At 72.8% G+C, this 12,303-nt stretch carries 13 protein-coding genes; 9 read left to right on the top strand and 4 right to left on the bottom strand.

The window, feature by feature from the left end; translation table 11 throughout:
* Window positions 1-32 precede the first annotated feature (32 nt).
* Entirely contained in the window at window positions 33-560 is a 528-nt protein-coding gene (locus ACFYWQ_RS21975) for a hypothetical protein (RefSeq protein WP_389518543.1), read from the bottom strand.
* A gap of 392 nt (window positions 561-952) precedes the next feature.
* Between ACFYWQ_RS21975 and ACFYWQ_RS21970 the strand changes: the two genes are divergently transcribed.
* Window positions 953-1,351, top strand: coding sequence for a peptidase inhibitor family I36 protein (locus ACFYWQ_RS21970; protein ID WP_389518542.1), 399 nt, complete (start codon window positions 953-955; stop codon window positions 1,349-1,351).
* A 175-nt stretch (window positions 1,352-1,526) separates the two neighbouring features.
* On the opposite strand, the gene ACFYWQ_RS21965 is transcribed toward ACFYWQ_RS21970, so the two are convergent.
* A complete protein-coding gene (locus ACFYWQ_RS21965) occupies window positions 1,527-2,393 on the bottom strand; it encodes an SDR family NAD(P)-dependent oxidoreductase (protein WP_389518541.1) in 867 nt (288 codons plus the stop codon).
* 56 nt (window positions 2,394-2,449) lie between these two features.
* On the opposite strand from ACFYWQ_RS21965, the gene ACFYWQ_RS21960 reads away from it, so the two are divergent.
* The 8 genes from ACFYWQ_RS21960 to ACFYWQ_RS21925 all read left to right on the top strand — a co-directional run bounded on the left by ACFYWQ_RS21960 (window position 2,450) and on the right by ACFYWQ_RS21925 (window position 10,136).
* Complete coding sequence (locus tag ACFYWQ_RS21960) at window positions 2,450-2,902, top strand: MarR family winged helix-turn-helix transcriptional regulator (RefSeq protein ID WP_389518540.1); 453 nt, start codon at window positions 2,450-2,452, stop codon at window positions 2,900-2,902.
* Window positions 2,903-3,010: 108 nt separating this feature from the next.
* Window positions 3,011-3,781: an IclR family transcriptional regulator gene (locus ACFYWQ_RS21955; protein WP_389518539.1), complete on the top strand. Its 771-nt coding sequence runs from the start codon at window positions 3,011-3,013 to the stop codon at window positions 3,779-3,781.
* Window positions 3,782-3,903: 122 nt separating this feature from the next.
* Window positions 3,904-4,887: a PDR/VanB family oxidoreductase gene (locus tag ACFYWQ_RS21950; RefSeq protein WP_389518538.1), complete on the top strand. Its 984-nt coding sequence runs from the start codon at window positions 3,904-3,906 to the stop codon at window positions 4,885-4,887.
* Between the two features lie 90 nt (window positions 4,888-4,977).
* On the top strand, window positions 4,978-6,195 hold the full coding sequence (locus ACFYWQ_RS21945) for a cytochrome P450 (protein ID WP_389518537.1): 1,218 nt from the start codon (window positions 4,978-4,980) through the stop codon (window positions 6,193-6,195).
* Window positions 6,196-6,505: 310 nt separating this feature from the next.
* Complete coding sequence (locus tag ACFYWQ_RS21940; protein WP_389518824.1) at window positions 6,506-7,102, top strand: TetR/AcrR family transcriptional regulator; 597 nt, start codon at window positions 6,506-6,508, stop codon at window positions 7,100-7,102.
* Between the two features lie 175 nt (window positions 7,103-7,277).
* A complete protein-coding gene (locus tag ACFYWQ_RS21935) occupies window positions 7,278-7,478 on the top strand; it encodes a ferredoxin (protein WP_389518536.1) in 201 nt (66 codons plus the stop codon).
* On the top strand, window positions 7,475-8,668 hold the full coding sequence (locus ACFYWQ_RS21930) for an NAD(P)/FAD-dependent oxidoreductase (RefSeq protein ID WP_389518535.1): 1,194 nt from the start codon (window positions 7,475-7,477) through the stop codon (window positions 8,666-8,668). Before ACFYWQ_RS21935 ends, ACFYWQ_RS21930 begins: the two co-directional genes overlap by 4 nt.
* Window positions 8,669-8,846: 178 nt before the next feature.
* Window positions 8,847-10,136, top strand: coding sequence for a cytochrome P450 (locus tag ACFYWQ_RS21925; protein WP_389518534.1), 1,290 nt, complete (start codon window positions 8,847-8,849; stop codon window positions 10,134-10,136).
* 85 nt (window positions 10,137-10,221) lie between these two features.
* On the opposite strand, the gene ACFYWQ_RS21920 is transcribed toward ACFYWQ_RS21925, so the two are convergent.
* Both ACFYWQ_RS21920 and ACFYWQ_RS21915 read right to left on the bottom strand, forming a co-directional pair.
* The gene (locus ACFYWQ_RS21920; protein WP_389518533.1) at window positions 10,222-11,400 is read right to left on the bottom strand and encodes a 4-hydroxybenzoate 3-monooxygenase; all 1,179 of its coding nucleotides are present in this window, start codon (window positions 11,398-11,400) and stop codon (window positions 10,222-10,224) included.
* Between the two features lie 144 nt (window positions 11,401-11,544).
* Window positions 11,545-12,300: an IclR family transcriptional regulator gene (locus ACFYWQ_RS21915; protein WP_389518532.1), complete on the bottom strand. Its 756-nt coding sequence runs from the start codon at window positions 12,298-12,300 to the stop codon at window positions 11,545-11,547.
* Window positions 12,301-12,303 lie beyond the last annotated feature (3 nt).

The following is a 12,303-nucleotide window of genomic DNA, read 5'->3' as shown; positions in this document are numbered from 1 at the left end:
GTGTGGGTGAGGCGATGCGGGTGAGGGTGCGGCTAGCGCACCCAGCCCGTGAAGCTCTGTCCGCGGGTCTGGGTCTTCTCCGTCGTGCGCGGCCCGGGGTCACCGCCGACCGCCGCCGACACGGCGCGCACGAGCCACGCGTTGACCGACAGGCCCTCGCGGGTCGCGGCCTCCTCGGCGAGGGCCTTGAGGGAGGCCGGCAGGCGCAGGTTGACGCGGGCGGTGCCGCCCTCGTCGCCGTCGGCCGGAGCCGGGGTCCTGAACGGTTCGGCCGGTGCGACCGGCGCGGTCGGCTCCATGGGGCCGCCGCCGTCCGCGGGCGGCGGTGTCACCACGAAGTCGGGGTCGAGTCCGCGCAGCCGTACGTCGACCGAGCCGGGCGCGAGTTCGCGGGTGATCTCGTTCATCGCGGCGGAGAGCACCTCGAGCATGGTCAGCCGGGTCGCCGACTCCAGGGGAGCGGTGAGCCTCTCCGCCAGCTCGCGGGCGTCGTCGCCACCGGCTTCGGCGGCCACCGCGAGCTCGCGACGAAGGGCGTCGACATACGGAGTGAGGTCCATGACGCCATCATGGCGCCACAATGGCGTCATGCGCAAGCCGTCAGGGCGCATCTCTGGGGCGGGTGTCTGGGGTACCCATTCTGTCCTGCGGAAATGTGATGTCGTGTGCCTGGATGACGGTGGCGCCGTGTGCGCCCATGGGTCTCTGGCGGGGTCGGGTGGCGCCTGATGATGCCAAGGTGTGCCACTCGGTGCCACGTGGTGCCAGTAGGTGCCATGTGGTGCCGGGGTGCAGGGGCTGCCACCCCTCGGCAATGCCGGAGGTGCGGGCGCCCGGAGCGCGGTCGCCGGGTGCTGGGGGCTTGCCGGGACGGACATCACGCTCCCCCGCACAGGTGAACCTGCGGGCAACCCCGTCTGGGCAGTACCGGGCGACCAGTATGTGTAGTGGCGTGATCAAACACCTGATGCGTGCCGGGGCCGTCGCCGCCCTGGCCTTCCTCACCACGGCTCTGCCGGCCTCCGCTTCCGGCGCGGCCGGCCCGGTGCGGGCCGCGATCGACTGCCCGTCCGGCTACGTGTGCATCTACCCGGACATCAATTTCGGCGGACAGCCCTGGGTGTGGCGGGCCGTGGACGGCAGTGTCAAAGACCTTCCGCTCGCGATCCGGGATCGGGGCAGCTCGATCCGCAACAACTCCGCCCGCACCGCCCGCGTCTACGAAGGGCGCAACCACAGCGGCCGTTGGGTGTGCGTCACCCGCAGCGGCGGCTCCATCCACGATCTGCGCAGCTACAACCTCAACGACCAGACCCGCTCCCTGAAGATCAACCGCAACAACTGCGGCTGACCACCCGCACCACACGTGATACCGGCACCACACGTGCCACCCGCACCACCCGCATCACGCGTGCCGGGGCGGCCGGTCGGCCGGTCCCGGCACGTCCCGGGGGATGCCCCTGGCGGCGACGAGGTTCGCGGCTTCGGCGGACCGGTCGCCGTACTCCCCGAGAGGGACCGTCGGCTCAGCCGGCCGCGTGGGCGGTGAGGAGTGCCATGGTCTCGTCCCACAGGTTCCTCTGCGCGCGGGCGTCCCGGCCGGGTTCGGGGCACTCCAGCGGGCGGGCGTCGCGGACGGAGAAGTAGCCGCCGCTGGTGCGGGCGAGGGCGGGGTCGGTGGCGAGCCGCACGATGATGCCGGCGCCCTTGCGGGGGTCGCCGATCCCGAGAGCGTTCAGCACGCGCCGCAGGACCGCGGAGCCGGGCAGGTCCCGGCCGAGACCGGTGGCGTTGAAACCGGGGTCGCAGCAGTTCACCGTGACCTTCTCCGGGTTCAGGCGCCTGGCCAGTTCCTGGGACCACATGATGGTCATCAGCTTGGTCCGCCCGTACAGGGCCATCGACTCCCGGCGGCTGTAGGGATCGGTGCGGCGCAGGTCCTCGGCCGGTGCGATCGTCCCGGCCTGCCGCGACGCCTCCGACGCGACGTTGACGATCCGCGCCGGCGCCGAGGCGAGGAGCGTGTCCGTCAGCGCCTGCGTCAGGACGAACGGGCCCAGGTGGTTCACGGCGGTCATCTCCGCGAACCCCTCGGCGGTGATCCGCTGTGAGAAGGCGTGCAGACCGGCGTTGTTGACCAGTACGTCCACCCGCGGAAGGCGCGCGGCGATCTCGTCACCCACCCGGCGCGCCCGGGAGAGCAGTCCGAGGTCGGCGTGGAAGACGTCGACGGGAGCGTCGGTCACCCCGGCCAGGCCGTCGACGAGGGCTTCGGCTCTGCCGCGGGAGCGGGCCACCGCGGCGATGCGGTAGCCCCGGCGGGCCAGCTCGAAGGCGGCGACGCGGCCCAGTCCGGAGGTGGCTCCGGTGATCACGGCAACAGGGCGGTCCATCACACACTCCATTCATGAGGTACCTCACGATCATGGTGTGGGAGGATACCCGAACCATGAGCGAGCACGACATGACGGCCGTCGGCGGCGCCCCGGAGCAGGTGGGACTGTCCTTCCTCACCCTTGCCCACGGCGTGCGCGAGCAGGTCGACCAGCGCATGGTGTCGGCCGCGGGGCTGTCCCTGTCCCGCACCAAGGTCCTTCAGGTCCTGGCCGGCCGCGGCGCACTGCACCAGGCCGAACTCGCCGACGCCCTCGGCCAGGCGCCGCGCTCCGTCACCCAGATCGTGGAAGGCCTGGAACGCCTCGGCCTGGTCGCCCGGACCGGCGACCCCCAGGACCGCCGCCGCAAGACCGTCTCCCTGACGGAGGCCGGCCGGACGACACTGGCAGCGGCGGAGCGAGCGGGAACGAGCGTCCTCCGCCAACTCTTCGGATCGCTCGAACCGCAGCAGTTGACCAGCCTGGAAACGCTGCTCGCCCGCCTCGACACGGTCCTCGCGCGCTGACGCCGCCTCCAACGGGAAGGTGCCCCGGGCCTGTTCCCGGTGGTGCCGTGATGCCATCCTGGGCCGGGCAGGGGACGCCCGCCCGCTCGATCACCCGAACGGCACCCGATGAAGACACCCCACCACGAGTCGGTCCTCTCCCGTGCCGCTCGCATCCTGGAGGCGTTCAGCCAGGACGAGCCGGCGCTGACCGTCTCCGAGATCGCGCGCCGTACCGGGCTGCACGTGGCCACGGCCTCCCGGCTGGTGGCCGAACTGGTCGCCCACGGCTTCCTGAGCCGGGACGACGACCGCCGGGTGCGCATCGGGGTCCGGCTCTGGGAACTCGTCATGAGGGCCTCGCCGACGCTGTCGCTGCGCGATGCGGCGATGCCGTTCATGGAGGGCGTGCACGACGTGGTGGGCCACCACGTGCAACTGGGGGTCCTGCAAGGTGACGACGTGCTGTTCCTCGAACGCCTCTCGGCCCCGAACGCGGTGGTCAACTACTCCCGCATCGCCGGGCGACTGCCCCTGTACGCGTCGTCCAGCGGCCTGGTGCTCCTGGCCCACGGCCCCGCCGACGTCAGGGAACGTGTGCTGGCCGGCCCGCTGACCGCCTACACCGCGTCCACTCCGGCCACACCCGCACGACTGCGCACCCTCCTGGCCGAGGCGCGCCGGCGGGGTTACGCCTTCTGCCCCGGGCACGTCCACGAGGAGGCCCTCGGTGTGGCTGCCCCGGTGCGCGGCGCGGACGGCACCGTGGTGGCGGCCCTGTCGGTCATCGTCCCCAACGACGCGGGCGCCCAGGCGGTCGTCCCCGTCGTACGGATGGCCGCCCGAGGCGTGTCCCGCGCGCTGGGGGCGCCCGCCGCACGCGAGGCGCCCGGTGTGTGACGGCAGCGCGACGGCAGCGTGACGTCCGTACGAAGTCCGCCTCTCGCTGAGTGAGAACGCCGTCGCGGTGCGACCGCGGCCACGCGCATCCTTCCTGCATTCCCCAGACAGGAGGCGACGACGTGGTCGTACACAACCTGCTGCCCTCACCTCTCCGGCCCACCCCCGCCCTGACCTTGCGGGTCCGCTCCAAGGACGTCGTCGCCGACGGCGTCGTGTCCCTCGTCCTCGACCACCCGGACGGCGCGCGGCTGCCGGACTGGACACCCGGGGCGCACATCGACCTGGTCCTGCCGGACGCGACGACCCGGCAGTACTCGCTGTGCGGCGACCGGTGGGACCCGTACTCCTACCGCGTCGCGATCCTGCGCGAGCCCGCCGGGCGCGGAGGATCGGCCTACGTCCACGACCGGCTGATGCCGGGAGATCCGGTGGGCTTCGGCGGCGCGCACAACCACTTCCCGCTGGTGCCGTCCGACCGCTACCTGTTCGTCGCGGGCGGCATCGGCATCACCCCGCTGCTGCCGATGATCCACCAGGCCGCGTCGACGGGCACCGACTGGCAGCTCCTGTACGGCGGCCGCACCCGCGCCTCGATGGCGTTCCGCGACGACCTCACGGACTCCTACGGCGACCGCGTGCACCTCAGTCCCCAGGACGAGTGCGGCCTGCTGGACCTGGCGGCATGGCTGAGCGAGCCGCCGCCCGGCACCACGGTGTACTGCTGCGGACCGGCCCCCCTCCTGGCCGCCGTACAGGAGGCGTGCGCCGGGCGGCCGCCACACCGTCTGCGCACCGAGCGCTTCACCGCCGCGGACCGCTCCGCGCCCGTGCGCCGGACGCCCTTCGAGGTGGAGTTGCGCCGTACCGGCCGCACGGTGACCGTCACCCCCGACACCTCCGTGCTGCACGCCGTGCGCCGGGCCGGAGCCGAGGTGCTGTCCTCCTGCGAGCAGGGAACCTGCGGCACCTGCCTCGTCCCGGTGATCGAGGGAACGCCCGACCACCGCGACGCGGTCCTGGCCGACCACGAACGCGCGGCCGGCGACTGCATGATGCCCTGCGTGTCCCGCTCGCGCTCGGACCGCCTGGTCCTGGACCTCTGAGCGCCCTGACGCCGACGGTCCCGGGCCTCGCGCCGCCGGGACGTCCGAGCCCCCCCGCCCGTTCCTCCCCGCCGCTCTCGTGGAGCCGCCATGACCGAGACAGCAGCCGTCCCCGCGTCGGCGCCGATCAGCGACGCCGACCCGTTCGCCGCACAGCACCTGGCTGAACCCGAGCCGTTGCAGCGGCACTTGCGCGCAGCAGGCCCCGTCGTCCGCCTCTCCCGCTACGACGTCCACGCCCTCGCACGTCACCGGGAGGTGCACGCCGCCCTGGCCGACTGGCAGACCTTCCGGTCCGGCGCCGGCGTGGGCCTGGCCGACTTCCGTCACGAGAAGCCGTGGCGACCGCCCAGCCTGCTGCTGGAGAGCGACCCGCCCCACCACGACGCGCCGCGCCGCGTGCTGCGCGAGATCCTCTCACCGCCCGCCCTGCGCCGGCTGCGCGAGACGTGGCAGACGGTCGCCGAGGAACTCGTCGACGCCGTACTGGCCGAGCGGGGGCAGGAGTTCGACGCCTTCGACGCCCTGGCGAAGGCATTCCCCCTACGGGTCTTCCCGGACGCCGTCGGCCTCGGCCCGGACGGGCGCGAGCACCTGCTGCCCTACGGCAACATGGCCTTCAACGCCTTCGGACCGCGCAACGACCTCGTCCGGGCCGACGCCCACCGGGTGGCCGAGCTGTCGGCCTGGGTGAACGCCCGGTGCGCCCGCGAGGCGCTGAGCGAGGACGGATTCGGCGCCCGCATCTGGGCCGCCGCCGACCGCGGCGACCTCACCCACGAACAGGCACCCCTGGTGGTGCGCTCCCTGCTCACCGCCGGCGTCGACACCACCGTCCACGGTCTGGCCGCCGCCCTGTACGCGTTCGCCACGCACCCCGACGAGTGGCGGCGGCTGCGCGAGCGCCCGGCCCTGGCCCGCGTGGCGTTCGACGAGGCGGTGCGCTGGCAGTCACCGGTGCAGACCTTCTTCCGCACCGCCACCACGGACGTCGACATCGCCGGGACCCGTATACCCGAGGGCGGCAAGATCCTCATGTTCCTCGGCGCGGCCAACCGCGACCCGGAACGCTGGACCGACCCCGACCGCTTCGACCTCACCCGTGACCCCTCGGGCCACGTCGGCTTCGGCATGGGCATCCACCAGTGCGTCGGACAGCACGTCGCCCGTCTGGAGGCCGAGACCCTGCTGACCGCCCTCGCCCGCCGCGTCCGGTGCCTGGAGCTCGCCGGCGACCCGGGGCGGCACCTCAACAACACCCTCCGTTCCTGGGCCTCCCTGCCCGTGCGCGTCCGCCTGGCGGACTGACCCCTGCCGCCCGGTCCCGTCGCCCTCCGGATGACCGGAACTGCCGATCCGGCGGGTGTTTTCGGCCTACCTCCCCGCGCATTTAAGTCAGGCGGTTGATTGAGAACGACGGGCTGGGCTTAGGTGGGGGGCGACCGCTCGGAGGAGACGGCATGCGCCGGCCCCCGGCACAGCCTCGGCACCACCCGGCCCGTACCGCACCGCAAGGGGCGACCACCCCGCGGCGAGAGGAGCTGACGACACGGTGAACCACACCGCCGACAGGACGGAACGCAGGCCCGGACGCGGAGCCGGGACACGAGAGGCGATCATGGCGGCGGCCGAGCGCCTGTACGCCGAGCACGGCCTGTCCACCGTCTCCAACCGGCAGATCGGCGAGGCGGCCGGGCAGGGCAACACCACCGTCGTCAGTTACCACTTCGGCAGCAAGACGGCGCTGGTGCACACCATCATGACCAGGCACGGAACGGCGGTCGACGCCCTCCGCCGACGGCACGTGGAAGCCGTCGGCGAGAGCGATGACATCAGGGACTGGGTGCGGTGCCTGGTGCGTCCCGTGACCGAGCACCTGGACGCGCTCGGCGTGCCGTCCTGGCAGGCGCGGTTCACCGTGCAGGTACTGACCGACCCCCTGATGCGGGCTCTGGTCACCGACGAGTCCCTCACCCGGGAGAGCCTGTGGCACACGCTGCGAGAGCTGGGAAGGTGCCTGGGGCCGACCGTCCCCGCCGAAGTCCGCCGTGAGCGTGGCGAGATGGCCCGTCACCTGATCCTCCACACCTGCGCCGAGCACGAGCGGGCCGCGGCCGCGGGAACGGCCGAACCCGGTGCCTCGTGGCAGCGCACCGCCCACGCCCTGGAGGACGCGCTGGTGGGACTGCTGACCGCGCCCGTCACCCACCGCTGAGACCCCCCTCGATACGGCCGCCGGTACGGCGGTCGGTGCGACCGTCGGTACGGCCGTCGGTCGCCACAGCCCGGCTGGCCGGTCGGCCCCGGCGCATCGCCCATCGGGCCCCGGGGCCGGTTCCCGGCCGTCCCACACCCCGATGTCCCCCCACCACCGGAAGACGAGGACAACCGTGAAGATCACCGTCGAGGAAGAGAAGTGCTGCGGCGCCGGCCAGTGTGTGCTGATCGCCCCGGAGGTCTTCGACCAGCGCGATGACGACGGCATCGTCGTCCTGCTCGACGCCACCCCCGCGGAAGACCGGCACGAGCAGGCCCGCGAGGCCGCCGCCGTCTGCCCCGCCGCGTGCATCGTCCTGGAGGACAACGCATGAACGCGGTGCAGAGCGTCCTGGTCGTCGGGGCCTCGGTCGCGGGCCTGGCGACCGCCGAAGCACTGCGCCGCAAGGGCTACACGGGAACCCTGACCCTGCTCGGCGCGGAGCCTGAACCTCCCTACGACCGGCCCCCGTTGTCGAAGCAGGTGCTGAGCGGGGCCTGGGAGCCGCGGCGTGCCCTGCTGCGCTCCATCGAGGCATTGGCGGCCCTGGACGCCGAGTGGGTGCTCGGCGATCCCGCGACCGGCTTCGACGCCCGCCGACGCGAGGCCACCACCGCGGCCGGGCGCACCCTCACCGCGGACGCGGTCGTCATCGCGACCGGCATCACCGCCCGGACCCTGCCGGCTCAGCGCGGGATACGCGGCACTCACGTGGTCCGCACCCTCGAGGACGCCACCGCGCTGCGCGCCGATCTGCTCTCCGCCCGCCGCGTCGTGGTGATCGGCGACGGCGTTCTGGGCGCGGAGACGGCGGCCACCGCACGGCGGACGGGCCTGGACGTGACCCTGGCGGGCCCGCAGCCGGCCCCGATGGCCGAGCAGCTCGGTCCGCTGGTCGCCGGGCACCTCGCCGACCTGCACCGACGCAACGGCGTGGCGGTGCGCGGCGGGGTGCTGGTGGACGCCCTGCACACCCGCGGGGACCGGGTGACCGGCGTACGGCTCAGCGACGGCACGGACCTGGACGCGGACGTCGTGGTCACCGCGGTCGGCTGCGCCCCGGCCACCGGCTGGCTGAGGAACAGCGGCCTGCACCTGGACGACGGTGTCGTCTGCGACGCCTTCTGCCGGGCCGCCGAGGGGGTGTGGGCGGTGGGGGACGTGGCGCGCTGGCACCACGAAGGACTGGGCCGTCTCCTGCGTCTGGAGAACAGGACCAACGCCGCCGAGCAGGCCCTCGCCGTCGCCGCGGACATCCTCGGCACCGGCCGGCCCTACACGCCCGTGCCCTACTTCTGGACCGACCAGTTCGACGCCAAGCTCCAGATCCACGGCATCGCCTCCGCCGGCGCTCGGGCCGAGATTGTCGAAGGCGATCCGCACGACGGGCGCTTCCTGGTCCGCTACACCGGCCTCCGAGGACCGGAAGGCGTTCTGGGGTGGAACATGCCCAGGCAGACGCGCCTCCAGCGCGCGCTTCTCGTCGACCACTACACGCGCCCCCAGCAGCCCGTCACCCCGTGAAGCCGGATGCACGGGACCCCAGCCGCCCGGCGCGTACCGTCCACGACCCACCACCGGGCACGACCCGCTGCCACCACGAGCAGCCGCACCCTGCCGGCAGCCCGGCCCCCACTGTGCCGTCCGGTCCGCCGGGCACGGTGAACACAGTCCGCCGCTTCCCCACACCGGGAGTTGACCGATGACTTCTCCGAGCGACACCGACGAGACGCGAAGCGAGATCGACGAGAGGCGAAGCGACACCGACGGGACGCGAAGCGAGATCGACGAGACCGTTCCGCAGTTCCCCCCGCCACGCTCCGCCGCGTGCCCCTTCGATCCCTCGCCGGAGCTGCGGGCCCTCGCCGACCGCGGACCGGTCACGCGGGTGCGTTCCTGGGGCGGGTCGACACCGTGGGCCGTGACCGGTCACGCCGAGCAGAAGGAACTGCTGACCGACCCGCGCCTCAGCGTCGACTTCGCCGCACCCAACTTCCCGAGCCCCATCGACCCCCGGCACAGCCACGGTGGCGCCACCGACCTCAGCTTCGTCGGCATGGACGACCCCGAGCACGCCCGGCTGCGCCGTATGATCAGCGGCACGTTCACCATCAAGCGGGTCGAGGCGATGCGCCCCACGGTGCAACGGATGACCGACGAGATCATCGACCGCATGCTGGCCGGCCCCAGGCCCGCCGACCTCGTCCAGGCGCTCGCCCTGCCCCTGCCGTCGCTGGTGATCTCCCAGCTGCTCGGAGTCCCCTACGACGACCACGAGTTCTTCCAGGCGAACAGCAAGGTACTGGTCTCCGCCACCGCCAGCGGAGCCGACCGCGGCTCGGCGCACACGGCGCTCATCGACTACCTGGACGCCCTGGTCTCCCAGAAGATCGCCCATCCGGGCGACGACCTGATCTCCAAGCTGGGCGCGCAGGTGCGGGCCGGGGAACTGACGGCTCGCGAAGCCGCCACCATGGGCGTTCTGCTGCTGCTCGGCGGCCACGAGACCACCGCCAACATGATCAGCCTGGGCACGCTGGCCCTCCTGCTCCACCCTGAGCAGCTGGAGATGATCCGCGACGCCCAGGACCCGCAGATCGTCGTGAACGCGGTGGAGGAGCTCCTGCGGTACCTGTCGATCGTGCACCTGGGCCGCCGGCGCACCGCACTGGAGGACATCGAAGTCGCCGGGCACACCATCCCGGCCGGTGACGGCGTCATCCTGCTGGGCGAGCTGGCGAACCGCGACCCGAAGGTGTTCACCGCCCCGGACCGGCTCGACATCACCCGCAACGCGCGCCGGCACCAGGCGTTCGGCGGCGGCACCCACCACTGCCTGGGCCAGCCACTGGCACGCCTGGAACTACAGGTGGTCTACCCGACCCTGTTCCGCCGCATCCCCACACTCCGGGCGGCGGTACCGCTGCATGAAGTGAAGTTCAAGTACGACGCGGTGATCTACGGCCTGCACGAGCTGCCGGTCACCTGGTGACGGCCCACTGCCCCCGGTCGTCCGCACTCCGGCGCCGGGGGCAGGGGACGGCGCCGGGAAGGACTCCGCGGGGGCAGACGGGGGATCAGCGGCGGCCGGGGAGCGGCCAGCCGGTGTAGGCCTCGGCGAGGTAGGCGCGGCCGGCGTCCGACTCGACGACCGTGCGCAGTTCGCCGATCTGGCGCATCCGGTCGAAGTCGCTCGCCTCCGGCTGGAGGTGCAGCATGTTCGTCATCCACCAGGAGAAGTGCTGAGCCTTCCAGATGCGCTGCCGGGCGGTCTCGGGGAAGGCGTCGAGCAGGGTCTCGTCCCGGTCGAGCAGCAGGGCGCGCAGCGCATCGGTGAGCAGGACGACGTCGGCGACGGCGAGGTTCATGCCCTTGGCGCCGGTGGGCGGCACGGTGTGCGCCGCGTCGCCGACGAGCACGACCCGGCCCTTGCGCATCTCGTGGGCGACGAAGCTGCGGAAGCGCAGCACGTCCCGCTGGAAGATGCGGCCCTCGTTGAGGGTGGTGCCGGGGACACGCGACTGCAGGATCTCCCACAGCTGCTCCTCGGTGTACGCCTCGGTGTCGGTCTCCGGGTCGCACTGGAAGTACATGCGCTGCACGCCGGGGCTGCGCTGGCTGATGAGCGCGAACCCGTCCGGCGAGTTGCTGTAGATCAGCTCCTCGGCGCTGGGCGGCGCCTCGCACAGGATGCCGAACCAGGCGAACGGGTACTCCCGGAAGTAGCCGCCGTACGTACCGGTGACGGCCTCGCGGGCGACGCTGCGCGAGCCGTCCGCGCCGACCACGACGTCGGCCTCGATCTCGACCGGGTTGCCCTCGGCGTCCTTGGCGACGATCCGGGGGCGGTCCGTCTCGGCGTCCTCCACGCGCTGGGCGGTCACGCCGAAGCGGATGTCCTGGCCGGCGGCGAGGCGCGCGGCGACGAGGTCCTTCAGCACCTCGTGCTGCGGATACAGCCACACCGCCCGGCCGACGGTGTCGGTGAAGTCGATGCGGTGGCCCTCGCCGCCGAAGCGCAGCTCGATGCCCTCGTGCTTCTGCCCGACCGTGAGGACCCGGTCCGACGCCCCCGTCTCGTTCAGGATCTCGACGGTGCCCTGTTCGAGGATGCCGGCCCGGATGGTGGTCTCGATCTGCTCGCGGGTGCGGGAGTCGAGGACGACCGACTCGATGCCGTGTCGGTCGAGCAGGTGGGACAGCAGCAGGCCTGCGGGGCCTGCGCCGATGATGGCGACGCGGGTGCGTTCGGGCATGTCGTCTCCTTCGACGGCTGGCGCGGGGAACGCTGGGAGTCTGACGCGAGTCGGGCCTCGTGGACGACGGTCATTGCCATTGAACGGGAATCGGGTTTTGGCCGACGTGCCGCCCGACCGGCGAAGAAGGCGATCGGCGGACGTCTAGGGGCGGTTTGCGCCGATTGCGGCCGATATGCCCGAGGCGGCGGCGCGCAGTTCCTCGGCCGCGGGGCCGGTCGGTGTGTCGCGGGGGAGTACGACCGACAACGCGGCGATCACCTGCCCGCGTCCCTCGCGTACCGGTACGGCGACGCCCGTGGACACGGACTCGACCGACCCCGGCGCCACGACGACGCCGTCGCGGCGGATGCCGGCGAGGAGGCGGTGCAGCCGCGCCGGGTCCGTCAGGGTCTCCGGCGACACCGCTTCCAGTGGCCCGGCGAGGATGCGTTCCCGCAGCTCCTGCGGGCCGTGGGCGAGCAGGACCAGCCCCGACGACGAGGCGTGCAGGGGCAGCCGGCCCGCGATCCGGGTGATGTTCGCGCCCGCGTGCGGATGGGACAGGCGCTCGATGAAGAGGGTTTCGTCGTTCTCCAGCACCGCGAGCTGGGTGTGCTCCCGGACACGGGCCTGCACGCGCTCCATGAACGGCAGCGCCGCCTGCCGCAGGCGGAGCGCCCGGGAGCCGCGGAGCGCCAGCTCCCACAGCCGCATGCCCAGGTGCACCCGCTGCTCCTCGTCCCGTTCCAGCAGCCCGCACTCCACGAGCTCGGCCACCATCCGGTGGGCGGTGGACGACGGCAGCCTCGCGCGCCGGCCGATCTCCGCCGCCGTCTGCACCGTGCGGTCCGTGTCGAACGTCTCGAGGACGCGGACGATCCGCTCCGTGACCGACTCCCCGGACCGTGAGTTCGCCATGGT

It is taken from the genome of Streptomyces sp. NPDC003247 (assembly GCF_042888135.1).
Taxonomy (GTDB): domain Bacteria; phylum Actinomycetota; class Actinomycetes; order Streptomycetales; family Streptomycetaceae; genus Streptomyces.
This window is presented reverse-complemented; position numbering and strand designations above follow the sequence as displayed.

What these genes read in the sequence shown, in the direction of transcription:
- ACFYWQ_RS21975 (WP_389518543.1), bottom strand. Translation starts at nt 560, where the DNA reads ATGGACCTCACTCCGTATGTCGACGCCCTTCGTCGCGAGCTCGCGGTG.
- ACFYWQ_RS21965 (WP_389518541.1), bottom strand. Translation starts at nt 2,393, where the DNA reads ATGGACCGCCCTGTTGCCGTGATCACCGGAGCCACCTCCGGACTGGGC.
- ACFYWQ_RS21960 (WP_389518540.1), top strand. Translation starts at nt 2,450, where the DNA reads ATGAGCGAGCACGACATGACGGCCGTCGGCGGCGCCCCGGAGCAGGTG.
- ACFYWQ_RS21955 (WP_389518539.1), top strand. Translation starts at nt 3,011, where the DNA reads ATGAAGACACCCCACCACGAGTCGGTCCTCTCCCGTGCCGCTCGCATC.
- ACFYWQ_RS21945 (WP_389518537.1), top strand. Translation starts at nt 4,978, where the DNA reads ATGACCGAGACAGCAGCCGTCCCCGCGTCGGCGCCGATCAGCGACGCC.
- ACFYWQ_RS21940 (WP_389518824.1), top strand. Translation starts at nt 6,506, where the DNA reads ATGGCGGCGGCCGAGCGCCTGTACGCCGAGCACGGCCTGTCCACCGTC.
- ACFYWQ_RS21930 (WP_389518535.1), top strand. Translation starts at nt 7,475, where the DNA reads ATGAACGCGGTGCAGAGCGTCCTGGTCGTCGGGGCCTCGGTCGCGGGC.
- ACFYWQ_RS21925 (WP_389518534.1), top strand. Translation starts at nt 8,847, where the DNA reads ATGACTTCTCCGAGCGACACCGACGAGACGCGAAGCGAGATCGACGAG.
- ACFYWQ_RS21920 (WP_389518533.1), bottom strand. Translation starts at nt 11,400, where the DNA reads ATGCCCGAACGCACCCGCGTCGCCATCATCGGCGCAGGCCCCGCAGGC.
- ACFYWQ_RS21915 (WP_389518532.1), bottom strand. Translation starts at nt 12,300, where the DNA reads ATGGCGAACTCACGGTCCGGGGAGTCGGTCACGGAGCGGATCGTCCGC.